Annotated in this window: 21 protein-coding genes and 1 pseudogene; 12 read left to right on the top strand and 10 right to left on the bottom strand. The window is 72.3% G+C overall.

Going from position 1 to position 21425, the window contains the following annotated elements:
- Positions 1 to 41 precede the first annotated feature (41 nt).
- The 7 genes from nadC to ACZ5CZ_RS14045 all read left to right on the top strand — a co-directional run bounded on the left by nadC (position 42) and on the right by ACZ5CZ_RS14045 (position 4711).
- Positions 42 to 1022: a carboxylating nicotinate-nucleotide diphosphorylase gene (gene nadC / locus ACZ5CZ_RS14075; RefSeq protein WP_468942540.1), complete on the top strand. Its 981-nt coding sequence runs from the start codon at positions 42 to 44 to the stop codon at positions 1020 to 1022.
- Positions 1023 to 1027: 5 nt separating this feature from the next.
- Positions 1028 to 1825 (top strand): type III pantothenate kinase, encoded by a 798-nt coding sequence (locus ACZ5CZ_RS14070; RefSeq protein WP_385842108.1) that lies wholly within the window; start codon positions 1028 to 1030, stop codon positions 1823 to 1825.
- A gap of 169 nt (positions 1826 to 1994) precedes the next feature.
- Positions 1995 to 2696: a hypothetical protein gene (locus tag ACZ5CZ_RS14065; RefSeq protein ID WP_468942649.1), complete on the top strand. Its 702-nt coding sequence runs from the start codon at positions 1995 to 1997 to the stop codon at positions 2694 to 2696.
- Positions 2697 to 2784: 88 nt separating this feature from the next.
- Positions 2785 to 2961, top strand: a complete 177-nt coding sequence (locus ACZ5CZ_RS14060) for a hypothetical protein (protein ID WP_385842107.1) — start codon at positions 2785 to 2787, stop codon at positions 2959 to 2961.
- A 176-nt stretch (positions 2962 to 3137) separates the two neighbouring features.
- Complete coding sequence (locus tag ACZ5CZ_RS14055; protein ID WP_385842211.1) at positions 3138 to 3614, top strand: BlaI/MecI/CopY family transcriptional regulator; 477 nt, start codon at positions 3138 to 3140, stop codon at positions 3612 to 3614.
- Positions 3615 to 3623: 9 nt separating this feature from the next.
- Entirely contained in the window at positions 3624 to 4172 is a 549-nt protein-coding gene (locus tag ACZ5CZ_RS14050) for an amino-acid N-acetyltransferase (protein ID WP_385842105.1), read from the top strand.
- A gap of 203 nt (positions 4173 to 4375) precedes the next feature.
- Positions 4376 to 4711, top strand: coding sequence for a histone-like nucleoid-structuring protein Lsr2 (locus ACZ5CZ_RS14045; RefSeq protein WP_385842104.1), 336 nt, complete (start codon positions 4376 to 4378; stop codon positions 4709 to 4711).
- Between the two features lie 11 nt (positions 4712 to 4722).
- On the opposite strand, the gene ACZ5CZ_RS14040 is transcribed toward ACZ5CZ_RS14045, so the two are convergent.
- Complete coding sequence (locus tag ACZ5CZ_RS14040; RefSeq protein WP_385842103.1) at positions 4723 to 5433, bottom strand: SCO3374 family protein; 711 nt, start codon at positions 5431 to 5433, stop codon at positions 4723 to 4725.
- A 430-nt stretch (positions 5434 to 5863) separates the two neighbouring features.
- Between ACZ5CZ_RS14040 and ACZ5CZ_RS14035 the strand changes: the two genes are divergently transcribed.
- On the top strand, positions 5864 to 8389 hold the full coding sequence (locus ACZ5CZ_RS14035) for an ATP-dependent Clp protease ATP-binding subunit (RefSeq protein WP_468942536.1): 2526 nt from the start codon (positions 5864 to 5866) through the stop codon (positions 8387 to 8389).
- A 55-nt stretch (positions 8390 to 8444) separates the two neighbouring features.
- Here ACZ5CZ_RS14035 and ACZ5CZ_RS14030 read toward each other — a convergent pair whose 3' ends face one another.
- Entirely contained in the window at positions 8445 to 11507 is a 3063-nt protein-coding gene (locus ACZ5CZ_RS14030) for an NACHT domain-containing protein (RefSeq protein ID WP_468942534.1), read from the bottom strand.
- Between the two features lie 81 nt (positions 11508 to 11588).
- Positions 11589 to 12221, bottom strand: a complete 633-nt coding sequence (locus tag ACZ5CZ_RS14025) for an HAD family acid phosphatase (RefSeq protein WP_468942533.1) — start codon at positions 12219 to 12221, stop codon at positions 11589 to 11591.
- Between the two features lie 272 nt (positions 12222 to 12493).
- On the opposite strand from ACZ5CZ_RS14025, the pseudogene ACZ5CZ_RS14020 reads away from it, so the two are divergent.
- Positions 12494 to 12776, top strand: a pseudogene (locus ACZ5CZ_RS14020) (M23 family metallopeptidase); the annotation flags it as partial.
- A gap of 46 nt (positions 12777 to 12822) precedes the next feature.
- On the opposite strand, the gene ACZ5CZ_RS14015 reads toward ACZ5CZ_RS14020, so the two are convergent.
- From ACZ5CZ_RS14015 to ACZ5CZ_RS14000, 4 genes are all read right to left on the bottom strand, one after another.
- A complete protein-coding gene (locus ACZ5CZ_RS14015) occupies positions 12823 to 13041 on the bottom strand; it encodes a hypothetical protein (protein ID WP_467544802.1) in 219 nt (72 codons plus the stop codon).
- Between the two features lie 133 nt (positions 13042 to 13174).
- A complete protein-coding gene (locus ACZ5CZ_RS14010; RefSeq protein ID WP_468942531.1) occupies positions 13175 to 14620 on the bottom strand; it encodes a PTS transporter subunit EIIC in 1446 nt (481 codons plus the stop codon).
- Between the two features lie 16 nt (positions 14621 to 14636).
- On the bottom strand, positions 14637 to 15563 hold the full coding sequence (murQ, locus tag ACZ5CZ_RS14005) for an N-acetylmuramic acid 6-phosphate etherase (RefSeq protein ID WP_468942529.1): 927 nt from the start codon (positions 15561 to 15563) through the stop codon (positions 14637 to 14639).
- Between the two features lie 59 nt (positions 15564 to 15622).
- Positions 15623 to 16528 (bottom strand): MurR/RpiR family transcriptional regulator, encoded by a 906-nt coding sequence (locus ACZ5CZ_RS14000; protein WP_385842095.1) that lies wholly within the window; start codon positions 16526 to 16528, stop codon positions 15623 to 15625.
- Positions 16529 to 16584: 56 nt separating this feature from the next.
- Here ACZ5CZ_RS14000 and ACZ5CZ_RS13995 point away from each other — a divergent pair, with 56 nt between their 5' ends.
- The gene (locus tag ACZ5CZ_RS13995) at positions 16585 to 16974 is read left to right on the top strand and encodes a hypothetical protein (protein WP_385842093.1); all 390 of its coding nucleotides are present in this window, start codon (positions 16585 to 16587) and stop codon (positions 16972 to 16974) included.
- A 7-nt stretch (positions 16975 to 16981) separates the two neighbouring features.
- On the top strand, positions 16982 to 17251 hold the full coding sequence (locus ACZ5CZ_RS13990; RefSeq protein WP_468942526.1) for a DUF4031 domain-containing protein: 270 nt from the start codon (positions 16982 to 16984) through the stop codon (positions 17249 to 17251).
- Positions 17252 to 17306: 55 nt separating this feature from the next.
- On the opposite strand, the gene ACZ5CZ_RS13985 is transcribed toward ACZ5CZ_RS13990, so the two are convergent.
- A complete protein-coding gene (locus ACZ5CZ_RS13985; protein ID WP_468942646.1) occupies positions 17307 to 18386 on the bottom strand; it encodes a GNAT family N-acetyltransferase in 1080 nt (359 codons plus the stop codon).
- Positions 18387 to 18436: 50 nt separating this feature from the next.
- Positions 18437 to 19102 (bottom strand): HD domain-containing protein, encoded by a 666-nt coding sequence (locus ACZ5CZ_RS13980; RefSeq protein ID WP_385842090.1) that lies wholly within the window; start codon positions 19100 to 19102, stop codon positions 18437 to 18439.
- 119 nt (positions 19103 to 19221) lie between these two features.
- On the opposite strand from ACZ5CZ_RS13980, the gene ACZ5CZ_RS13975 reads away from it, so the two are divergent.
- Complete coding sequence (locus tag ACZ5CZ_RS13975; protein WP_468942524.1) at positions 19222 to 19929, top strand: copper homeostasis protein CutC; 708 nt, start codon at positions 19222 to 19224, stop codon at positions 19927 to 19929.
- Positions 19930 to 20744: 815 nt separating this feature from the next.
- Here ACZ5CZ_RS13975 and ACZ5CZ_RS13970 read toward each other — a convergent pair.
- Positions 20745 to 21416: an LppU/SCO3897 family protein gene (locus tag ACZ5CZ_RS13970; RefSeq protein ID WP_468942523.1), complete on the bottom strand. Its 672-nt coding sequence runs from the start codon at positions 21414 to 21416 to the stop codon at positions 20745 to 20747.
- Between the last annotated feature and the right edge of the window lie 9 nt (positions 21417 to 21425).

The following is a 21425-nucleotide window of genomic DNA, read 5'->3' as shown; positions in this document are numbered from 1 at the left end:
GCACCCAGCGAAACCCCCAGCGCCCAGGAGCAGTGACAGACGTGAGCACCGAAGACCTTCCCCTCGCCCCGACCGGCGGCTGCGGCGACGGCTGCGCCTGCGGCGCCGAGGGCGACGACGAGGAGTACCTGGAGAGCGGGCTCGACCCCGCGCTCGCCGAGCTGCTGGCCGCTGCCGGGCTCGACCCCGTGGAGGTCGAGGACATCGCCAACGTCGCGATCCAGGAGGACCTGGACGGGGGCGTCGACGTGACCACCGTGGCCACCATCCCCGAGGAGGCGACCGCCACCGGCGACTTCACCGCGCGCGAGGCGGGCGTGGCGGCCGGTCTGCGGGTCGCCGAGGCCGTCCTCTCCGTGGTCTGCACCGACGAGTTCGAGGTCGAGCGGCACGTCGAGGACGGCGACCGCGTCGAGGCCGGGCAGAAGCTGCTGTCGGTGACCACGCGCACGCGTGACCTGCTCACCGCCGAGCGCAGCGCGCTGAACATCCTGTGCCGCCTGTCCGGCATCGCGACCACCACGCGCGCGTGGGCGGACGCGCTGGAGGGCACCAAGACCAAGGTCCGCGACACCCGCAAGACCACCCCCGGTCTGCGCTCGCTGGAGAAGTTCGCCGTCCGCTGCGGCGGCGGCGTCAACCACCGCATGTCGCTGTGCGACGCGGCCCTCGTGAAGGACAACCACGTGGTGGCCGCAGGCGGCGTCGCGCAGGCCTTCAAGGCCGTACGGGAGGCCTTCCCGGAGGTGGCGATCGAGGTCGAGGTCGACACCCTGCACCAGCTGCGCGAGGTGGTCGACGCGGGCGCCGACCTGATCCTGCTGGACAACTTCACCCCCACCGAGTGCGCGGAGGCCGTCGGCATCGTCGGCGGTCGCGCGCTGCTGGAGGCCTCCGGCCGGCTCACGCTCGACAACGCGCGCGTGTACGCCGACACGGGCGTGGACTTCCTGGCCGTCGGCGCGCTCACCCACTCCTCGCCGATCCTCGACATCGGCCTGGACCTGCGCGAGGCGGAGTAAGGGCCATGCTCCTCACCATCGACGTCGGCAACACGCACACCGTCCTCGGCCTGTTCGACGGCGAGGACATCGTCGAACACTGGCGCATCTCCACGGACGCGCGCCGTACGGCGGACGAGCTGGCGGTGCTGCTCCAGGGCCTGATGGGCATGCACCCGCTGCTCGGCGAGGAGCTGGGCGACGGCATCGACGGCATCGCGATCTGCGCGACGGTCCCGTCCGTGCTGCACGAGCTGCGCGAGGTCACCCGGCGCTACTACGGCGACGTGCCCGCGGTGCTCGTCGAGCCGGGGGTGAAGACCGGTGTGCCGATCCTGACCGACAACCCCAAGGAGGTCGGCGCGGACCGGATCATCAACGCGGTCGCGGCCGTCGAGCTGTACGGCGGCCCGGCGATCGTCGTCGACTTCGGTACGGCGACGACGTTCGACGCGGTCTCCGCGCGCGGGGAGTACGTCGGCGGGGTCATCGCGCCCGGCATCGAGATCTCCGTGGAGGCGCTCGGCGTGAAGGGCGCGCAGCTGCGGAAGATCGAGGTGGCCAGGCCGCGCAGCGTCATCGGCAAGAACACCGTCGAGGCCATGCAGGCGGGCATCGTGTACGGGTTCGCCGGACAGGTCGACGGGGTCGTCAGCCGGATGGCGCGGGAGCTGGCGGACGATCCGGACGACGTGACGGTGATCGCGACGGGCGGGCTGGCACCGATGGTGCTGGGCGAGTCCTCGGTGATCGACGAGCACCAGCCGTGGCTGACGCTGATCGGACTGCGGCTGGTGTACGAGCGGAACGTGGCGCGGATGTGAGAGCGGCGGTCCCCACGCGCGCGTGGGGACCGGGCCGGGGGACGGCGTCCTGGGACCGGTCGGGGGAACCTCGGGCGACACGGCGCCGTCACGGCATTCCGATCCGTCACTTTTGTCCGATTAGCGGTAGCGTCGCCGCATGCCCACGCCATACGGATCCCGCGGCGGCATGGCGTTCGGCGTGGAGGAGCTGCGTGTGCTCCGCCGCGCCCTCGCCCTCGCCCTCCACCCCGGCCGAGCGTCCGCCGAGGACGTCCAGGACTGCTTCCGGCTCGCCGAGTCGCTCGACGAGGCGATGCACGAGGGGACCAGACTGCGCGCCTTCCTGATCGCCGACCTCGGCCGGTACCGGGCCGCGCTGCCGGGTACGGCCGCCGGCTACCTGGCCCTGCTGGAGGAGGCGCTGGGCGCCGGGCACCGGCCCACCCCGGACGATCTCGCCGCGCTGCGGGCGCTGCGCGGGAACCCCGCCGCGGCGGCGCTGCTGGAGCGGTGCCAGGCGCTGGCCGAGCAGGATGTGCGGGCCCGCTTCGCGCAGGGGGCGCGGAGGGTTCCGGCGCCGGCCGTGCCGGCCGCGCGGACGCGTCTGCTGGCCCTCCCCGGGGGCGCGGGGGACCTCCCGCTCCGGCTGGGCGAGGAGAGTGCCGAACCGGCCCGGGAACCCGCGGAGAAGCCCGCCGAGAGGCCCTCCGAGAGGCCCGCGGAGAAGCCGGGGGAGAAGTCCGGGCCCGAGCCGGGGCAGCGGCCCGCGCCCAAGCGGCCCATTCCCACGCCGGGAGAGGTGTTCCCGCGGCGCAAGCCGGGAGCGTCGGCGGACGAGTCGGCGCAGCCGCCGGAGCCGGTGGAGCATCGGGAGCTGGCCGCGGGCTGAGTCCTTCCGGAGGGTGTCCCCGGCGGCGCGCGCCCCGCCGGGGACACCCCGGGGCATTTCGGTGGGGTGGCGTGGCTACTCTGGTGGCATGGACTACGTCTCCGCGCTCGTGCCCCCCGTCGTCATGGCCGCGTTCTTCATCGGTGTGGTCAGGGTGATCGTGAAGACCCAGGGCGGGGCCGCCAAGGCCAAGGAGGACGCGGCCGTCGACGCCGCCCTCGCGCGCGTGGAGAGCGCGCGCCAGGCCTCCGCCGGCGACGCCTGAGACATCCCGGCGCTTCGAAACCTCTCAGGGCGGCGAGGGCATCGCCCCGCTTCGAACCGCACGCCCTTTTTGTCATCGTTTCATTCGGTCGGTGCACGTCGGCAGGCCGATGCCGGGATCTCCCACTATTGTTCTGAACTGTGCCTCGCCCCTTGGGAGAACTCGAAGACGCGGTCATGACGCGGGTGTGGAAGTGGAACCGCCCGGTCACCGTTCGAGAAGTCCTGGAAGACCTACAGCAGGAACGGTCCATCGCGTACACCACGGTGATGACCGTTTTGGACAATCTCCATCAGAAGGGCTGGGTGCGCCGGGAAGCGGAAGGCCGGGCCTATCGATATGAGGCCGTCTCCACACGTGCCGCGTACGCCGCCGCCCTGATGAACGACGCCTGGTCGCAGAGCGACAACCCGGCCGCCGCTCTCGTCGCCTTCTTCGGGATGATGAGCGAGGAACAGCGCCAGGCCCTCAGCGACGCGGTACGCATCGTCCAGGGACCGGAAACACAGGAACCCCCGCAACCGGCGGAACCCGTGGAAGCCACGGAAGCCACGGAACCCCGGGAAGCCGCAGAAGCCGGGGAAGGACGCGAACCCCGGGAAGCCGCCGAAGGGCAGAACCCCGGCTCGGCCCAGGACGGCGACGGGCGATAGCGTCCGCTCATGTCAGCAGAGCGTCTGTCCGCAGAGCGTCCCGAACTCTCCGCAAAAGCCATCACCGTCCGCAGGGCCCGGACCAGCGATGTCCCGGCCGTGCGCCGTCTCCTCGACGCGTACGTCCGTGACGGCATCCTGCTCGACAAAGCGATGGTCACGCTTTACGAGGACATCCAGGAGTTCTGGGTCGCGGAACGCGACGACAACGCCGAGGTGGTCGGCTGCGGTGCGCTGCACGTCATGTGGGAGGACCTCGCGGAAGTCCGCACTCTGGCGGTGAAGCCCGGCCTCAAGGGCGCCGGCGTCGGCCATCAGTTGCTGGAGAAGTTGCTCCAGACCGCGCGCTGGCTCGGCGTTCGCCGGGTTTTCTGCCTCACCTTCGAAGTGGACTTCTTCGGGAAGCACGGCTTCGTGGAGATCGGTGAGACACCGGTCGACACCGATGTCTACACCGAGCTGATGCGTTCCTATGACGAGGGCGTCGCGGAGTTCCTCGGCCTCGAACGAGTGAAACCGAACACCTTGGGCAACAGCCGGATGCTTCTGCATCTGTGATCGTCATTGCCCTGGTGCCCTATGTCCGAAACGCGCATGTTTCCGGGCGGGGCCGATGCGCTCCCCTCTCCCAGGGGTTTGTGTTTTTCCGGCAAAAGCGGTTTGCTTTCCGACGTAGTGCAGTACTGCATATAACAGGGGGCGGCGAAACGGCGGACGCCGCACACCCCTGACCCTCAACGTTATCGATGAAAGGAAATCCGGTGGCACAGAAGGTTCAGGTCCTTCTTGTCGACGACCTCGACGGCGGCGAGGCGGACGAGACGGTGACGTTCGCGCTGGACGGCAAGACGTACGAGATCGATCTCACGACCGCCAATGCGGACAAGCTGCGCGGCCTTCTCGAGCCCTATGTGAAGGGCGGCCGTCGTACCGGAGGCCGTACCTCGGGCGGGCGTGGAAAGGCGCGTGCCGCTTCCGGCGGCAACCAGGACACCGCGGCGATCCGCGCCTGGGCGAAGGAGAACGGCCTCGAGGTCAACGACCGCGGCCGCGTTCCCGGGAACATCCGCGAGGCCTACGAGAAGGCCAACGGCTGATTCCGCGGCGCTTACGAGAAGGCGGCCGGCCGGCTGCGCTCACGGGCGGACGGCCCGGCGCACCCGCGCCGCAGCCGGATGCGGTGACACTCCGCTGCCACCGTGTCCAGCAGTCGTACGAGATCGGGGACGCTCCCCTCGCGTCCCACGGCCGACAGCGCCGGCAGCGCCGGCAGCGAGTCCTCGACCTCGCGCCCCGGCCCGGGGGGCCGCAGCCACACGGCGGCCCCCACGGCGGCCTCAGCGGGAGCCCCTCGCCCGGGTACGGCGGCCCCCGCGGCCCCGGTGACCGCCCAGGGCGGAAGCGGCGCTTCCATCACCTCGCCCGCCCCCAGGACCCGCAGGTCGAGGGCGATGGCGCCCCACTCCAGCCAGTCCAGCAGCCCCGGCAGCTCCTCCGCGCTGCCCGCGGCCAGCAGCAGCTCCGTCCGGTCGCCCCGCAGGGCCACCGGGGAGTCCGCCGCGAGATGCCGCAGCGCCCTCCTGCCCGCCTCGGCCGGCACGTCCAGGACGTCGAAGCGCACCCCCGTGAGCAGCCGTAGCGGCTTTTTCGCCGCGTCGGGCACGGTCGGCCAGCCCAGATCGTTCTCGTACCAGTGGCGGGTCCGGGCGTCCTCCGGGCCGGCCGGCGCGGACGAGGATGCCGGCCCCCCGTCGAGGGGGTGGCGAGGAGGCGGGACGGTATGGGCGCAAGGGTGGGCCATGGGGGCCGAGCCAACCATGCCCGGTGCAACCGCCGCGAGAGCCCGCGCGTTACGCTGGGTGTCCAGTCGATCGCACAAGGTGCCGGAAATGGGGGCGCGTGGGGCCTCGGGGAGGCGCAAGGTTGTTCGCCCATAGCGGAGGGAACCGGTGCGCGCGGCATGGAGTGTCAGTCCCTGCGGGTAAGACATGCCTAGTGGGAGGGGGCGACACGCAGGAAGGGCCGTCTCACGTTCGCCATCGGCGTACTGGCGACTGGGGTAACTGCCTGGCCTGCGGGAACATCGTCTCGCACCATCGGGTTGGAGCAGATGTCGGCGTTCGGGGTCAGGAGGCCAAGGACGGTGTCGGCAGTTGGAATGAGCGGTCCCCGCTTGCGGGACTAAGCTGCGGAAGGACAGGGAGGGGAAGTTCCCCCCACTGCCTGACCGCTCTGAGGAGCGATTAACGATGTTCGAGAGGTTCACCGACCGCGCGCGGCGGGTTGTCGTCCTGGCTCAGGAAGAAGCCCGGATGCTCAACCACAACTACATCGGCACCGAGCACATCCTCCTGGGTCTCATCCACGAGGGCGAAGGTGTCGCCGCTAAGGCCCTGGAGAGCCTCGGCATTTCGCTTGAGGCGGTCCGCCAGCAGGTGGAGGAGATCATCGGTCAGGGCCAGCAGGCCCCGTCCGGGCACATCCCCTTCACCCCCCGTGCCAAGAAGGTCCTGGAGCTGTCGCTCCGCGAGGCCCTTCAGCTGGGCCACAACTACATCGGCACGGAGCACATCCTGCTCGGCCTGATCCGCGAGGGCGAGGGCGTCGCCGCCCAGGTCCTGGTCAAGCTGGGCGCAGACCTCAACCGGGTGCGGCAGCAGGTCATCCAGCTGCTCTCCGGTTACCAGGGCAAGGAGACCGCCGCCGCCGGCGGGCCGGCCGAGGGCACCCCCTCGACCTCTCTGGTCCTGGACCAGTTCGGCCGGAACCTCACCCAGGCCGCTCGTGAGTCCAAGCTCGACCCGGTCATCGGGCGCGAGAAGGAGATCGAGCGGGTCATGCAGGTGCTGTCCCGCCGTACCAAGAACAACCCGGTGCTGATCGGTGAGCCCGGCGTCGGCAAGACCGCCGTCGTGGAGGGCCTCGCCCAGGCCATCGTCAAGGGCGAGGTTCCCGAGACGCTGAAGGACAAGCACCTCTACACGCTGGACCTCGGCGCCCTGGTCGCCGGCTCCCGCTACCGCGGTGACTTCGAGGAGCGCCTGAAGAAGGTGCTCAAGGAGATCCGCACCCGCGGCGACATCATCCTGTTCATCGACGAGCTGCACACGCTGGTCGGTGCGGGTGCCGCCGAGGGCGCCATCGACGCCGCGAGCATCCTCAAGCCGATGCTGGCCCGCGGTGAGCTCCAGACCATCGGTGCGACCACGCTGGACGAGTACCGCAAGCACCTGGAGAAGGACGCGGCCCTCGAGCGCCGCTTCCAGCCCATCCAGGTCGCCGAGCCGTCCCTGCCGCACACGATCGAGATCCTCAAGGGCCTGCGCGACCGGTACGAGGCGCATCACCGCGTCTCCATCACCGACGAGGCGCTGGTCCAGGCCGCCACCCTGGCCGACCGTTACATCTCCGACCGCTTCCTGCCGGACAAGGCGATCGACCTGATCGACGAGGCCGGTTCCCGGATGCGCATCCGCCGGATGACCGCTCCGCCGGACCTGCGCGAGTTCGACGAGAAGATCGCCGCCGTCCGCCGGGACAAGGAGTCCGCGATCGACTCGCAGGACTTCGAGAAGGCCGCCTCGCTGCGCGACAAGGAGAAGCAGCTCCTGTCCGCCAAGGCCAAGCGGGAGAAGGAGTGGAAGGCCGGCGACATGGACGTCGTCGCCGAGGTCGACGGCGAGCTGATCGCCGAGGTCCTCGCCACGGCCACCGGCATCCCGGTCTTCAAGCTGACCGAGGAGGAGTCCAGCCGCCTGCTCCGCATGGAGGAGGAGCTGCACAAGCGGGTCATCGGCCAGAACGACGCCGTCAAGGCGCTGTCGAAGGCGATCCGCCGTACCCGCGCCGGTCTGAAGGACCCGAAGCGTCCGGGTGGTTCGTTCATCTTCGCCGGCCCGTCCGGTGTCGGTAAGACCGAGCTGTCCAAGGCGCTCGCCGAGTTCCTCTTCGGCGACGAGGACGCGCTGATCTCCCTCGACATGTCGGAGTTCAGCGAGAAGCACACGGTCTCCCGGCTCTTCGGTTCCCCGCCCGGATACGTGGGTTACGAGGAGGGCGGCCAGCTCACCGAGAAGGTGCGCCGCAAGCCGTTCTCGGTCGTCCTCTTCGACGAGGTCGAGAAGGCCCACCCGGACATCTTCAACTCGCTGCTCCAGATCCTGGAGGACGGTCGTCTGACCGACTCCCAGGGCCGGGTGGTGGACTTCAAGAACACGGTCATCATCATGACGACCAACCTCGGCACCCGGGACATCTCCAAGGGCTTCAACCTGGGCTTCGCCGCCCAGGGCGACACGAAGACCAACTACGAGCGCATGAAGAACAAGGTGTCGGACGAGCTGAAGCAGCACTTCCGTCCCGAGTTCCTCAACCGCGTCGACGACGTGGTCGTCTTCCCGCAGCTGACGCAGGAGGACATCCTGCGGATCGTCGACCTGATGATCAGCAAGGTGGACGAGCGCCTGAAGGACCGGGACATGGGCATCGAGCTGTCCCAGTCCGCCAAGGAGCTGCTGTCCAAGAAGGGCTACGACCCGGTGCTGGGCGCGCGTCCGCTGCGTCGCACGATCCAGCGCGAGATCGAGGACACGCTCTCCGAGAAGATCCTCTTCGGCGAGCTGCGCCCCGGTCACATCGTGGTCGTGGACACCGAGGGCGAGGGCGAGACCAAGACCTTCACCTTCCGCGGTGAGGAGAAGTCGGCGCTGCCCGACGTCCCGCCGATCGAGCAGGCGGCCGGCGGTGCCGGGCCGAACCTGAGCAAGGACGCGTAAGGCGTAGGCCGAAGCAAAGGGGCCGGTGCTTTCGAGCACCGGCCCCTTTCGCATTTCATTGGCGCTCCAGGCGGACCTCCGCGCCCGGGAAGAGATCGGCGAAGCGGGCGGGAACGAAGTGTCCGGGCTCGTTCTGAAGGATCACCGAGCGTAGTCCCGGCAGCTTGAGCGCGAGGGCGGCCAGATTCTCGGAACCCTGCATGTTGGACACTGTGAGCACCTGAATTCCGGGCATTTCCGGCATGAGTTCCAGGGAATCCGCAAATTCGCGGCTGAGAAACGCATTCAGGTACAGATGCTTCAGCTCGGGCAGTCCGGCGACCGCCTGCCAGTCCTCGGCCGTGAGCGCCGTGGTCAACCGTCCGAGGCTGAGGTCGCGGAGTCCAGCCCAGTGCTCGAGCCCACGCAGTCCGGTGCGGTCCGTGCTGTGCCGACCGAGGAAGAGGTTGTCCAGCGGGGCTTCGACGGGCAGGACCTCGGTGAGGTCGCGTCCTGGCAGTTCCTGGAACACGGAGAGCCAGGTCAGCGAACGCAGGGACCCCAGCCCAGCCAAGTCGGCGATCTCACTGAAGCCGAGTTGGGTGACCGGCAGCTCCGCCAGCGAGGCCAGACCTCGCACCCCGGCACACTCGCGCAGCCACAACCCTCTCAGCGAGGTCAGCGGCAGCAGGGCGGTCAGATCGTCGAGCCGTGGATTGTTCTGTAGGTCGAGCGTGATCACCGCATCCGGCTCGGGCAGGGCGGCCAGCACATCGACGAGGTCATGGGGGCCCCGCAGGGTGAGGACGCGCCAGGGGCGCATCCCGGCGAGGGCAGCGACCTGCTCGGGCGTCTCGCAGCTCAGATACAGGTCGTCACGGTCCAGATGGTCCAGGACCTCCGCCGCGTACTCCTCCGTGTCGAACCGGTGCCACGTCCCGGCGAGCTGCCGGCGGACCTCCAGGTCGGGATGCCCGCGGAACCGGCGCAGCACCGCCAGCGCGCCTTCGGGTTCCTCGTCCCCGAGCAGCGAGGCGGTGACGGCAACGCCGTGCGCCTCTTCGTCGGTCAGCCCTTCCGGGGGTGGCAGCAGTTCCAGCACCAGCGGTCCCGCCTCCGCCAGCGCACGGGCGTCCTCCGTCGACCGCGGCGGGATCAGAGTCCCCGCCCGCGCCTCCACCTGCGCCCGCACCGCCGGATCCAGGGCCGTGGCGTGTTCCAGGCAGGCCAGGGCGAGCAGGGTGCGCCGGGGTGAGTCATCGGTCAGCAACTGGCGCAGCATCCAGGCCCGTTCCCGGGGCCGGGCGTGGGCCACCGCCATGCGGATGACGTCCTCCCACTGGGTGTCGTCGGCATGGCTGACCAGGACCTCCAGGTGGCCTTCCGCCACGGCGTAGCGGGCGCCGAGATAGTCCTGGAAGGTGCGGTGGACGAAGTCGACCACGCCCTCGACCGGCTGGCGCAGCAGACCGCTGCGCAGCAGCAGGGTGGCCAGGACCGTCGCCGCGTCGCCGTGCCCGGCCGCCGCGGCCACCGTGGGCAGGCAGCGCTCGACGATCCCCTCGGCCGTGTCGCGGGCCATCTCGGTACGGCCGCCCAGCACCAGGGCGTAGGCCAGCCGCTGGAGCAGCTCCAGCTGGGCCTCCTCGCCCAGCTCCGAGCCGTCCACCGAGCCCATGCCCCGCTCCCGGTCCCGGCGGGCGAGCAGCATCGTGAGGGCGGCGTCGTACAACTCCTTGCGGCCGGTGGGGAGATAGCCGCGCCGCTCGCGGTGGAGTGCGCAGATCAGGCCGCACATCAGCGGGTTGGTCGCCAGCCGGGCCAGGTCGCGCTTGGTGCGCAGGGAGTCCAGCAGCGGTTTCTCGAACTCCGGTGCCTGGGCGGCCCGGTGCCAGCGGTGGACGAAGGTGGCCAGCTCGGAGCGGCGCATCGGGGCCAGGGTCAGTTCCCGGAAGCCCTGCTCGGCCAGCCAGTCGGGGCGTACGGCGGTGGGGCGGGAGGTCAGCAGCCAGCGGTTGCCGGGGTAAGCCGCGAGCAGGGCGTGCAGCCAGTCGCGGGTGCGGTGGCGGTCGGCGGCCGGGATCTCGTCCAGGCCGTCCACCAGGACCAGGCCCCGGCCGGTCGTCAGCACGCGCTCGGTCCAGCCGTCCGGCGGGGTCAGCGGGCAGCTGACGGCGGGCAGGAAGCCGGCGGGCGGCGGCAGCGGGCCGGTGCGGATCAGGGTGCGCAGCGGCAGGACGAAGGGGACGCGGTCGCCGTCGCGGGCCGCCGTGACCGCGAGCCACTGGACGAGGGTGGTCTTGCCGGATCCGGCGTCGCCGCGCAGCAGCACCCGGGTGTCGGCGAGCAGGGCCTCCTCGGCCGGCAGTCGTCCGGGGGCGGCCGGCCGGTGCTCACCGGGCGCCGGGTCGCGGACGGTGTCCTCCGCCGTCGTGGCCTCCAGGCTGAGATACGCCACTTCCAGGGGCCAGCGGTCGGGGGAGTCGCGCAGGTCGATGCCGTAGATGGTGATGTGGTTGTGCTGGTGGGCGACATGGGCCAGGTAGCGGCGTTCGAAGGCGGTGTCGCGGGCGTCGGGGCGCGGGGTGCGGGCGATCAGTTCGTCCACCCTGGCGATGAGTTCCGCCTGCGCCCGCGTCTGCTCCACGAGGGTGCGGGCGACAAAGGTGGACCGCCGGGTGAAGAACTCCAGGATCTGGAGGCAGGCCCATTCGGTGGCGGAGTTGAGGAAGTCGCGCGCGTCCGCGGAGAGGCCGTGTTGGTGCAGAAAGCCGCACGCGTGGCGCAGCTGTCTGGCCAGTTCGCCATGGCCCAGCCGTACGGCCTGTACGTCGTCCATGTCCAGGTCGCCGAGGGCGAGCAGCCGCCGGGCGAGGGCGTCGGCGACGGCCGGTTCCTCGTCGGCCGGGAACGGGGGCTCGCCCGGGGAGCGGACCGCCTGCGCCACGATCCGCTCGGCCAGCCGGTGGACGTCCTTCTCGCCGAGGGTGCGCTTCTCTCCCCGGAAGGACACGAGCGAGGACAGCCGTACGGGTCTGTCGACCACCCCCGCGCCCGGCCCGTCCTGGACGAACAGCTTGCGCACCAGCGGTGCGACCAGGCTGGACGCCAGCTTGCCGCCCAGTACCGTCGGCTCCACCCGCCACCCCCGTGGTCGTACGATCGCGAACGAGCAACGGGTGGAGCCTAGTCAGCGGATCCGCTCCGCGGCAGCGCAATCTCAGGACAGCTGGCCGTTGTAGTCCGGGAGCTTGAAGGTCTTCTCGGCGTGGCCGCCGGACAGGTCGGTGGCGCTGTTGCCGATGTTCGCGATGATCGTGTAGCCGTTGTCCTCGATGTTCTCGCGCTGGGCGGTCTTGTAGGCGGCGACGTCCTTGAACAGGTCGAACAGTCCGCGGACGTAGAGGCCGGAGACCTGGTAGCCGTCGTGCTCGAGGTTGTACTCGGTGGGCCAGGAGAGGACGCCGGGGCGGGCGGTGACGAAGAAGACCGAGACGCCGTGCTCCTGGGCGTACTGGGCGACGTTCAGGACCGGCTTGTTGGCCGGCTGGGGGTAGCTGAAGCCGAAGTCGGTCTCCAGCGCGGTGTTGTCGATGTCGAGGACGATCGCCGGCTTCTCGCCGGGCGCGGCGGCGGCGATGCGGTCCTTCAGGTATGGTAGTGCCTGGTCCATGACCGCCTGGCAGTCCTTCTGCCAGGTGGCGTAGTCGACCTTGGTGGTCGCCGCGGCCGTCGTCTTGGACGTGACCGAGGTGGTGGTGTCGGCGGCCTGGGCCGGGGCGGTCAGCGCGGTGAGCGCGGCGGCGGTGACCACGGCGACGGATATGTGGCGTGCCCAGGGGCGGCTGGTCATCGGTGGGGGTCCTCTCACGTCCGGTACACGGGCCTGATCTTGTGGACTGTCAGGGACATGCTGTGTGGTGTGGGTGGCGTGAGGGGAACCGTAGGGTTACTGAACGGTAGGAGTACAGAGTCGTGCAGCACTTTTACCGGGAGCGGTCGAGACGCTCGGCTGCCAAGGGACGGCCACCGCGGTGACCGTCCCTTGGCAGCCGGAGCCGGAGCCGGAGCCGATGCCCTGGCCGTGCTCGGGACCGGGGTGGCGAACGCCGCTGTTCCGCGCGCGGCACCGTCGTCGAGGCCGGGCCGGGCGGCGCCGGTGACGGCCCCGCGTACGGCAACGCGATCGTCATCAGACGGCGACGGCGCCTACTCGCAGTACGCGCACCTGTCCCGGGTCGACGTACGCGTCGGCCGGATCGTCGCCACCGGCCGGCACATCGGCCTGTCCGGCTCCACCGGCAACTCCACCGGCCCGCACCTGCACTTCGAGATCCGTACGACCCCGGACTACGGCTCCGCGGTCGACCCGGTCGCCTTCCTGCGGGCCAAGGGCGTCCTTGTCTGAGGCGGATGAGGCGGATGAGGCGAAGCAAGCTCTCCGGGGCCTCGCCTCAGTGGGCGTGGTGCTGGAGGAGGCTGCCCTCGCCGCACGCGGAGGGGTCCCCGGTCAGCGGCAGCGGGGAGACGGCCTTGAGCGCGGGCAGCACGGCCAGGTCGGTGGCGCAGCGGGCGGTGTCGGCGGTGGTCCAGTGCGGGTCGGCGTGGGCGGCGGGGGCGAGGGCGGCGGCGGTGGCCGTCAGGGCGGCGGTGGCCAGGAGCTTCTTCATCATGCCCGGGGGAACGAACAGCCGGGTCGGTGCGTCACGCCGGGTGCGGCCGGGTGGGGGGTGCGGCCGGGTGGGGGGGGTGCGGTGCCGTGGCCGGACGGAAGCCGCGGCCCCGGCGCGATGCGGGAGAAGGGCGCTAGCGGGGGCGGCCGGTGGGGGTGCCGAGGAGCCAGGTCGCCGTGAAGCCCACCGCGTAGGCGGTGAGCAGGCCGCCCGCGTACACGGCCGTCGCCCAGCCCGGGCCGCGGTTTCCGGTCAGCAGCGGGAACAGCGCCCAGCCCGAGGGGCCGATCGCCGTCGCGCCGACCCGGGTGCCGAGCATCGCGAAGCAGCCGACGAACGCGCCGCCCGCCGCGCCGCCCGCGCACGCGGTCAGGAACGGGCGGCCGAGGGGCAGCGAGACGCCGTAGACGAGGGGTTCGCCGACGCCCAGCAGCCCGGCCGGGAGCGCCGATCTGATCGTCGTACGCAAGGCGGTCGTACCGGCGGAGACGTCGTGGCGCAGCCGGATGTACACCGCGAGGGCCGCGCCGACCTGGCCCGCGCCCGCCATGGCCAGCAGGGGGAGCAGAACCGTGTAGCCCTGCTGCTCGATGAGGGTGGCGTGGATGGGGATCAGGGCCTGGTGCAGGCCCAGCATCACCAGAGGGAGGAAGAGGCCGCCCAGGACGAGTCCGGCCACGGCGCCGGCCGTGCTCAGCAGCCAGTTCGCGGCCGTGCCGATCGCCGTCGCCACCGCGCCCGCCGCGTACATCAGGCCGTACAGCGTCACCAGGCCGGAGACCAGGACGGTCACGGTCGGGGTGAGCAGCACGTCCAGCGCGCCCGGCACCCGGCCCCGGACCCACTTCTCCACCCGGGTGGCCAGCAGAGCCGCCGCCAGCGCGCCGAGCACCCCGCCCTGTCCGGGGACCAGGTGCGTCCCGAACACCGTCACCTTCGCGACGCCCGGATACACCACCACAGCCGCCACCGCCCCGCCCAGCACCGGGGTGCCGCCGAACTCCTGGGCGGTGAGGTAGCCGACGAACACCGCGATCAGCGCCATGAAGGCGGCGGAGAGGGCGGACAGCGCGGGGGTGAGGAAGGGCAGCCAGCCGGCGTTGCGGAGCAGGCCGTCGAGGCCGGCGAGGATGCCGCAGCCGATGAGGGCGGGGATGAGCGGGACGAAGACGTTCGCGATCCGGCGCAGGAGGTTCTTGAGGGGGGTGCCAGCTGAGGCGGGCGCCGTGGACTCCGCCCTCTGCGCCATCCCACGCGCCTCAGACTCTGCCGTCAGCCCTGCCCCTGCCCCTGCCCCCGCCCCCGCCCCCGCCTCCACCCCCGCCCTCACCTCCGCCGTGACCTCGTCCACCACCCCCGGGCCCAGGACGATCTGCCGGCCGGTGCCGGCGGCGACCACGCCCAGGACGCCGGGCAGGGCGCGCAGCCCCTCCTCGTCCACCGCCGCCGGGTCGGCGAGGTCCAGGCGCAGCCGGGTCAGGCAGTGGGTCACGGAGACGACGTTGGCCGGGCCGCCGACGAGGGCGAGGATGGCGGTCGCGGTGGCGGAGCCGCCGGCGGGGGCGGGGTCGGTGTGCACACCCCGAGCGTGCGGGTCAGCGGGCGGCGTGCGCCAGCGCGGCACGCAGCCGGCCGCCGGACTCCTCCAGAAGGCGGGCGGCCGTCGGGCCGTCGACATCGGCGAGCAGGGCGAGGATCGCCTGCTTCACCTCGCCGCCGGACGCGGTGAGGGCGTGCTCGATCTCCTCGTCCGACGCGCCGGTGGCCAGGGACACGATCCGCCGGGAGCGGGCGCGCAGCTTGTCGTTGGAGGCGCGGACGTCGACCATCAGGTTCCCGTACGTCTTGCCGAGCCGGATCATCGTGATCGTCGACAGCATGTTCAGGACCAGCTTCTGGGCCGTACCCGCCTTCAGCCGCGTGGACCCGGTGATCAGCTCCGGGCCGACGACGACCTCGATGCCGTGCTCGGCGGCGGCCGCGAGGGCGCTGTGCTCGTTGCAGGCCAGGCCGATGGTCAGCGCGCCCAGGGCACGGGCGTGCGCGACGGCGGCGACCGCGTAGGGGGTGCGGCCGGAGGCGGAGATGCCGACGACGGTGTCGTCCGGGCTGAGCTTCAGCGCGTCCAGGTCCCCGCGGGCCAGCTCCGCGGAGTCCTCGGCGCCCTCGACGGACGTCAGCAGGGCGTCCGGGCCGCCCGCGATCAGGCCGACGACCTGGGCGGGGTCGGTGTTGAAGGTGGGCGGGCACTCGGCGGCGTCCAGCACGCCGAGCCGTCCGGCGGTGCCGGCGCCGGCGTACACCAGGCGCCCGCCCCGGCCCATACGCTCGGCCACCGCGTCCACGGCGGCGGCGATGCGGGGCAGCTGGGCGGCGACGGCGCCGGCCACGCCCGCGTCCTCGCCGTTCATCAGGCGGGCGATCTCGAGGGTGGGCAGTTCGTCGATCTCGGCCAGCTCGGGCCGGAAGGCCTCGGTGGTCAGGGAGTCCAGCTGGCTGCGCAGGTCGGAGGAGGAGGTCATGGGGGGCGGCTCTTTCAGGTGCGGGGGGTGTCGTCGGGGGCGTCCGGGGGTGCGGACGCTCACCTGCGGGTCGAGCGGTGCCGGTGGGCCAGCGCCTCGTACGACGCCGCCAGAGCAGGCGCCGCCGTCTCGTACGTACGCTGCGCCACCCCGACGAACAGGCAGTCCACGACCAGCAGTTGACTGGTCCGGGAGGACATCGCGGCCGGCCGCAGCTCGGTCTCCCGGGAGGTGGAGGTGGTCAGCACATGGTCGGCGTACTGGGTGACCGGCGAGTCCGGGCGGCCGGTGATGGCCACCGTCGTCGCGCCGCGCTCGAACGCCACCCGGAGCGGCTCGATGACGTCCCCGGTGGAGCCGGAGTGCGTGATCGCGATCGCCACGTCGCCCGAGCGGAGCTGTACGGCGTTGGTCACCGCCAGATGCGGGTCGCTGTGCGCGTGGGCTATGAGGCCTATGCGCAGCAGCTTCTGGGTGAGGTCCTGGGCGACCAGCCCGGACGCCCCTATGCCGTACACATCGGTGCGCCGGGCGGCGGCCAGCGCGGAGACGGCCGCGCCCAGTTGGGCGGTGTCGAGTCCGGCGGCGGTGTCGGCGAGGGTCTGCTGCTCCTCGTAGGCCAGCTTGGCGACGACGTCGGCGATCGGGTCGTCCACCGCGATGTCGGTGGTGATGGCGGGGGCGCGCCCGGACTGCTGCTGCGCGGCGAGCCCGGCGAGCGCGAGGCGCAGATCGCGGTAGCCGGGATAGCCGAGCAGCCGGGCGGTGCGGACGACGGTGGCCTCGCTGGTCCCGGTGAGTTCGGCGAGGCCGGTGACGGTGAGGGCGGCGCAGCCGGCCGGGTCGTTGGCGACGGCCTCGGCGACGCGCTGCATGGACCGGGTCATGGACGGGGCGAGGGTGCGCACCTTGGCGGCGAGGGAGCCGCCCGGACTTCCGAAACTTTCCTTCACGTCCTTGGTCACAGGTGAAAGCTATTTTCGGTTCGGTGCCGGGGTCAAGAGTGCGCACAATGGGTCGTATGGAGCCCGTCAGCCCCCTCAGCCCCCTGGAACAGGCCCTGCACGCCGCCCGCGCGCTGGTGCTCGCCGATCTCGTTGCGCGGGAGGTCGCCCAGGCGGACGTCGTCTCGCTGGTGGAGGACTCGATCGCGCAGCGGCGCTGGTGGGTCGAGCAGTGGCCGGACGGCGCCGGGTATGTGGCCGGGCTGGTCGCCCAGGACGTGCAGGACGCCCTGCTGGAGCGGTACGGCCGCTGGCCGCTGTGCTCGGTGTGCGGCTCCGGCGACCCGCACGCGCTGGACGTGGAGCCGGAACTGGGCCCCGACCCGCACTGGGTGTGCCACAAGGCGGGCGTGCGGGTCGCGGCGGTGGGCTCGCTCGGGCCGGCCGTCGGCGGGGCGTCCTCGTGAGGCGCCCGTGACGGTCTATGTCGACCCGCCGGCCTGGCCCGGTCACGGCCGTATGTGGTCGCACCTGGTCAGCGATGTGTCGTACGACGAACTGCACCGGTTCGCCGCGACCTTGGGGGTGCCCCGGCGGGCCTTCGAACGCGACCACTACGACATTCCGTCGCACCGGTACGCGGAGGTCGTGGCGGCCGGCGCGGTGGAGGTCAGCAGCCGTGACGTGGTACGGCTGCTGCACGCGTCCGGACTGCGCCGGCGCAAGGGGCGGCGGCAGCCGTAGCCCTCAGGGGTGGCTCTCAGGGGCAGCCCTCAGGGGTGGCTCTCAGGGGTGGCTCTCAGGCGTGGCGGATGTAGAGCTGGAGTCCCTCGTCCATGCCGTGCTCCTCGTGGGCGAGCCGCTCCTCCGCCACGGTCGCCCGGGTGAACCCGGCCCGTGACACCACGCGCTGCGAGGGCACGTTGTCCCGCTCGATGGTCGCGAACACCATGTGGACGTCGTCGCGCGCCAGCGCCCACTCGGCGAGCGCCTTGAGGGCCTCGGTCGCGTACCCCTGACCCCGGGCGTCCTCGACCAGGTCGTAGCCGATCTCGACGCGGCCCTCCTCGTCCGGGACGCCGTGGAAGCCCATGCCGCCGATCGCCAGGCCGTCCTCGTGCCGGACGAGGGCGAAGACGCCGAACTCGGGCCGGTGCACGCCCGCTTCGTACGCCTTGAGCAGGTACGAGGAGGCCTCCCGGGTGCCCTGGTAGGGCTCGCCCCCCAGCCAGGTGAAACCGCCGTCGCCGCCCAGCCGCAGATCGTGGGCGGCGCCCGGGCGGACACCGGTGAGGGTGACCCGCTCGGTGCGGATGGTGAGGTTGTTGTACCAGTGCCACTCGGTCACCGGCGCCCGGCCGGGCAGCTCGCCGCGCCCGGTGGCCCACAGCAGGGTCGGCCAGGGTGCGGGGCCGGGCTGGACGTGCGGGAAGAGCCAGGCCAGCACGGACTCGGCCAGCTCGGCGGGGGGTTCGTAGGCGATCCCGAGGCCCTGCGCGATGTCGTGGGTGTGCAGCAGGATCTCGGTGACGCCCATCGCGGCGCAGCCAGTGCGGTCGGCGCTGCCGAAGGGATAGGGGTGGAAGGTGCGGGCGGTGGGCGCGGCGGTGCGGACGGTGGTGGCGAGGAGCGTGCCGGTGGACTCGATGACCTTCAGCAGGCCCGCGTTGTCGGTCCCGTCGTCCAGGGCGAGGTGGAAGGGGACGCGGACGTCCTCGACGCCGACCGCCAGTCCGCTCGCGTAGCGCAGGAGGGCGTAGCCGATGTGCTCGGCCGTCTTCCGGCAACTCCACTCCAGGCGCCCGGCGCCGGCCTCCTCCCAGTCCCGGTCCAGTGCCGGTCGCAGGGCCGCCGTGCAGCTCGCCACGGCCTCGGTCAGATGGTCAGCGTCTGTCGGTCGCATGCGCGCAGGGTATGGGCCGGCGGCGGTCAGGTCGACAGCATTTCCAGCTCGGAGGCGAGGTTGTGCCGGGCGGTGGCCTCCCAGTTCCGCCGGCCGTACGGGGTGTGGAACAGGCGTGGCAGCGCGAGAAGTTGGCGCAGGACCGCCGAACGGCCCGTGCGGAAGGCGTCGTTGGGCACGAAGTGGTACTCCTCGCGGACCTCGGCGGTGTAGACGGCGTACGCCGACGGAGGCGCGGCCAGGATGGCGAGATCCGCGTCGCACAGCACCTGGCCGTTGCGGTCGTCCTCGGCGGGGTCGTGGCCGACGGTGAGCCGGACCAGCCGGGCCACCTCGGCGGTCGTCGGCTCCGGCACCCCGGCCTCCGGCAGCGCGCGCTCGGCCAGCCGTGCCGACCGCTCCTCGTTCTCGGACCGGTCGGGGAGGTAGACGGCGTCGTGGAACCAGGCGGCGAGGCGTACGGCGTCCGGGTCGGCCGCGTGCTCCTGGAGGAGGTCGACCCGGTCCAGGACGGCGGTGAGGTGGGTGAGCGTGTGATACCGGCGCTGCGGCTCCTGCCAGCGGGCGAGGAGGTTGTCGGCGTACGGCGCCGGGTCGGGCGCGGGGCCGTCGCTTGCGGGGGTGCCCCCCGGCGTGCGGGCTCCTTCGAGTGCGCGGGCGAAACGCAGACGCAGGGCGTCGAGATCGGCCATGTCCTCATTCTCCCGTGAATCTCCCGGGCCCTCCCTCCGCAGGCGCAGCGGGTGAAGCAGGGAGAGGCGTAGTCTTGGATTGGACTAGACCTGTGCCCGCAGCCGACGAATGGGGTCTCATGAGCAAGCGTGCAGTCCTGGAGGTGATCGCCCTCGGCCCCGAGGACGCGGTCGCCGCCCAGGCCGGAGGCGCGGACCGCCTCGAACTGGTCACGGAGATGGCGGCCGACGGGCTGACCCCGTCGGTGCACACCTTCGCGGCGATCCGGGCGGCCGTCGACATCGACCTGCGCGTGATGCTGCGGCTGGCGGACGGGTTCGCGGCGGGGGACACGCACCGGCTGGTCCGGGTGGCGCGGCAGCTGCGGGACGCGGGCGCCGACCAGTTCGTCCTCGGCTTCCTCGACGCCGAGGGCGGGGTCGACCTGGCCGCCGTGGAAGAGGTGGTGGCCGCGCTGGACGGCTGCCCGTGGACCTTCCACCGGGCCATCGACCGGGCCGCCGACCGGGACGCGCTGCGCAGGCGGCTCGCCGGACTGCCCGGCCTGGACACCTATCTCACGGCGGGCTCCGCCACCGGCGTGGACGACGGTCTGGCCACGCTGGTCGCCGAGGCGGCGCGGAGCGGCCGCCCGGGGTACGAGCAGCGGATCATGGTCGGCGGCGGCCTGCGCCTGGAGCATGTGCCGCGGCTGCGGGCGGCCGGTGTCGACGCCTTCCACATCGGCGGCGCGGCCCGCCCCGAAGGCTGGGCGGGCCCGGTCTCGACGGAGGCGGTGGCCCACTGGCGTTCCCTGCTGGACGAACGCATCACGGCCACCGCCTGACCCCCGGCCGCCCCAGCACCCCTCCGACGCACGGGCCCCCTCCGACGCACGGGCCCCCTCCCGGCCGAACGCCCGCCGAGGCGCCCTGCCTTCCTGGCCGAGCGCCTGTCGCCTGGGCGTACGGCCGTCGGGCCGGGGTGGTCTGCCCGGGCAGCCCCTGCCGTCGGGTCGTACGCCCGCCGAGGCGCCCTGCCTTCCTGGCCGAGCGCCTGCTGCCGGGTCGTACGTCCGCCGAGCCGGGATGGCATGCCCGGCCGAGCCCCTGCCGTCGGGCCGTACGACTGCCGAGGCGCCCGGCCGAGCCCTTGCCGATGGGCCGTATGACGGCCGAGGCGCCCTGCCTTCCTGGCCGAGCGCCTGCTGCCGGGTCGTACGTCCGTCGGGCCGGGATGGCATGCCCGGCCGAGCCCCTGCCGTCGGGTCGTACGACTGCCGAGGCGCCCGGCTGAGCCCTTGCCGATGGGCCGTATGACGGCCGAGGCGCCCTGCCTTCCCGGCCGAGCGCCTGCTGCCGGGTCGTACGTCCGCCGAGCCGGGGCGGCATGCCCGGCCGAGCCCCTGCCGTCGGGTCGTACGACTGCCGAGGCGCCCGGCTGAGCCCTTGCCGATGGGCCGTATGACGGCCGAGGCGCCTGCCTTCCTGGCCGAGCGCCTGCTGCCGGGTCGTACGTCCGTCGGGCCGGGATGGCATGCCCGGCCGAGCCCCTGCCGTCGGGCCGTACGGCCACCGGCTGAGCGCCCCGCCCCCCCAGGCACCGGCCTCCCGGGCGAAGCCCTGCTGCGGGTCGGCGCGGCTCTGTGGGGCGGGTCCGGCGTCAGCCTGCCGTCGCGCCGATGATGATGAGCAGGACGAACAGGGCGAAGCCCGTGAGCGGGAGCAGGCCCACCATGCCCATCGGCCGGCGCAGGACCGGGGCGCCCGGGTCCAGCGGGGCGCGCCAGGCGCCGGCCGGCTCGGGGAGGTTGCGGAGCTTCTTCAGGGTGAAGAGATTGATCAGCAGCGTGATCGGCGTGATCAGCGACGACGCCGGACCCCACCACCCCTGCGCCATGGTGTCCGACTGCATCTTCCGGAATATCGCGGTCCCGCAGGTGCGGCAGAAGACGCCCTGCCGCCGCAGGAAGCGCATCATCACGATGAAGCCCTGGTGGCCACGGACGGTCACCTGCTCGGCGGGCGCCGCCCCGCACACCTCGCACCCGACACCGGGGGCCGGCGGATAAGGAGCCGCGGCGGCCTGCGGGTTGTGGGCGTAGCCGGTGGCGCCCTGCGGGGCCGGGACGGCGGCCGGGGGCTGGCCGTAGCCACCGGGCGCGTGCGGGTACGGCGCGGCAGGCTGCCCCACGGGGGCCGCGGCCGGCGGCTGGGCGTACCCGGCGGGTGCCTGCTGGTAGGGGCCCGGAGCCTGCTGGTACGGGCCGGGCGCCTGCTGGTACGGGCCGGGGTTCTGCTGGTACGCGGGGTGCGAAGGCGGAGGCGTGCTCAAGGGAGGCCT

This window comes from Streptomyces sp. NPDC031418 (assembly GCF_055581605.1).
The sequence above is the reverse complement of the archived record's forward strand: the minus strand, read 5'-3'. Positions and strand labels throughout refer to the sequence as shown.

Bases quoted from the DNA above. Each gene is read 5' to 3' on its own strand.
- ACZ5CZ_RS14070 (WP_385842108.1), top strand. From the start codon at position 1,028: ATGCTCCTCACCATCGACGTCGGCAACACGCACACCGTCCTCGGCCTG.
- ACZ5CZ_RS14065 (WP_468942649.1), top strand. From the start codon at position 1,995: ATGGCGTTCGGCGTGGAGGAGCTGCGTGTGCTCCGCCGCGCCCTCGCC.
- ACZ5CZ_RS14060 (WP_385842107.1), top strand. From the start codon at position 2,785: ATGGACTACGTCTCCGCGCTCGTGCCCCCCGTCGTCATGGCCGCGTTC.
- ACZ5CZ_RS14055 (WP_385842211.1), top strand. From the start codon at position 3,138: ATGACGCGGGTGTGGAAGTGGAACCGCCCGGTCACCGTTCGAGAAGTC.
- ACZ5CZ_RS14050 (WP_385842105.1), top strand. From the start codon at position 3,624: ATGTCAGCAGAGCGTCTGTCCGCAGAGCGTCCCGAACTCTCCGCAAAA.
- ACZ5CZ_RS14040 (WP_385842103.1), bottom strand. From the start codon at position 5,433: ATGGTTGGCTCGGCCCCCATGGCCCACCCTTGCGCCCATACCGTCCCG.
- ACZ5CZ_RS14035 (WP_468942536.1), top strand. From the start codon at position 5,864: ATGTTCGAGAGGTTCACCGACCGCGCGCGGCGGGTTGTCGTCCTGGCT.
- ACZ5CZ_RS14025 (WP_468942533.1), bottom strand. From the start codon at position 12,221: ATGACCAGCCGCCCCTGGGCACGCCACATATCCGTCGCCGTGGTCACC.
- ACZ5CZ_RS14015 (WP_467544802.1), bottom strand. From the start codon at position 13,041: ATGATGAAGAAGCTCCTGGCCACCGCCGCCCTGACGGCCACCGCCGCC.
- murQ (WP_468942529.1), bottom strand. From the start codon at position 15,563: ATGACCTCCTCCTCCGACCTGCGCAGCCAGCTGGACTCCCTGACCACC.
- ACZ5CZ_RS13995 (WP_385842093.1), top strand. From the start codon at position 16,585: ATGGAGCCCGTCAGCCCCCTCAGCCCCCTGGAACAGGCCCTGCACGCC.
- ACZ5CZ_RS13980 (WP_385842090.1), bottom strand. From the start codon at position 19,102: ATGGCCGATCTCGACGCCCTGCGTCTGCGTTTCGCCCGCGCACTCGAA.
- ACZ5CZ_RS13975 (WP_468942524.1), top strand. From the start codon at position 19,222: ATGAGCAAGCGTGCAGTCCTGGAGGTGATCGCCCTCGGCCCCGAGGAC.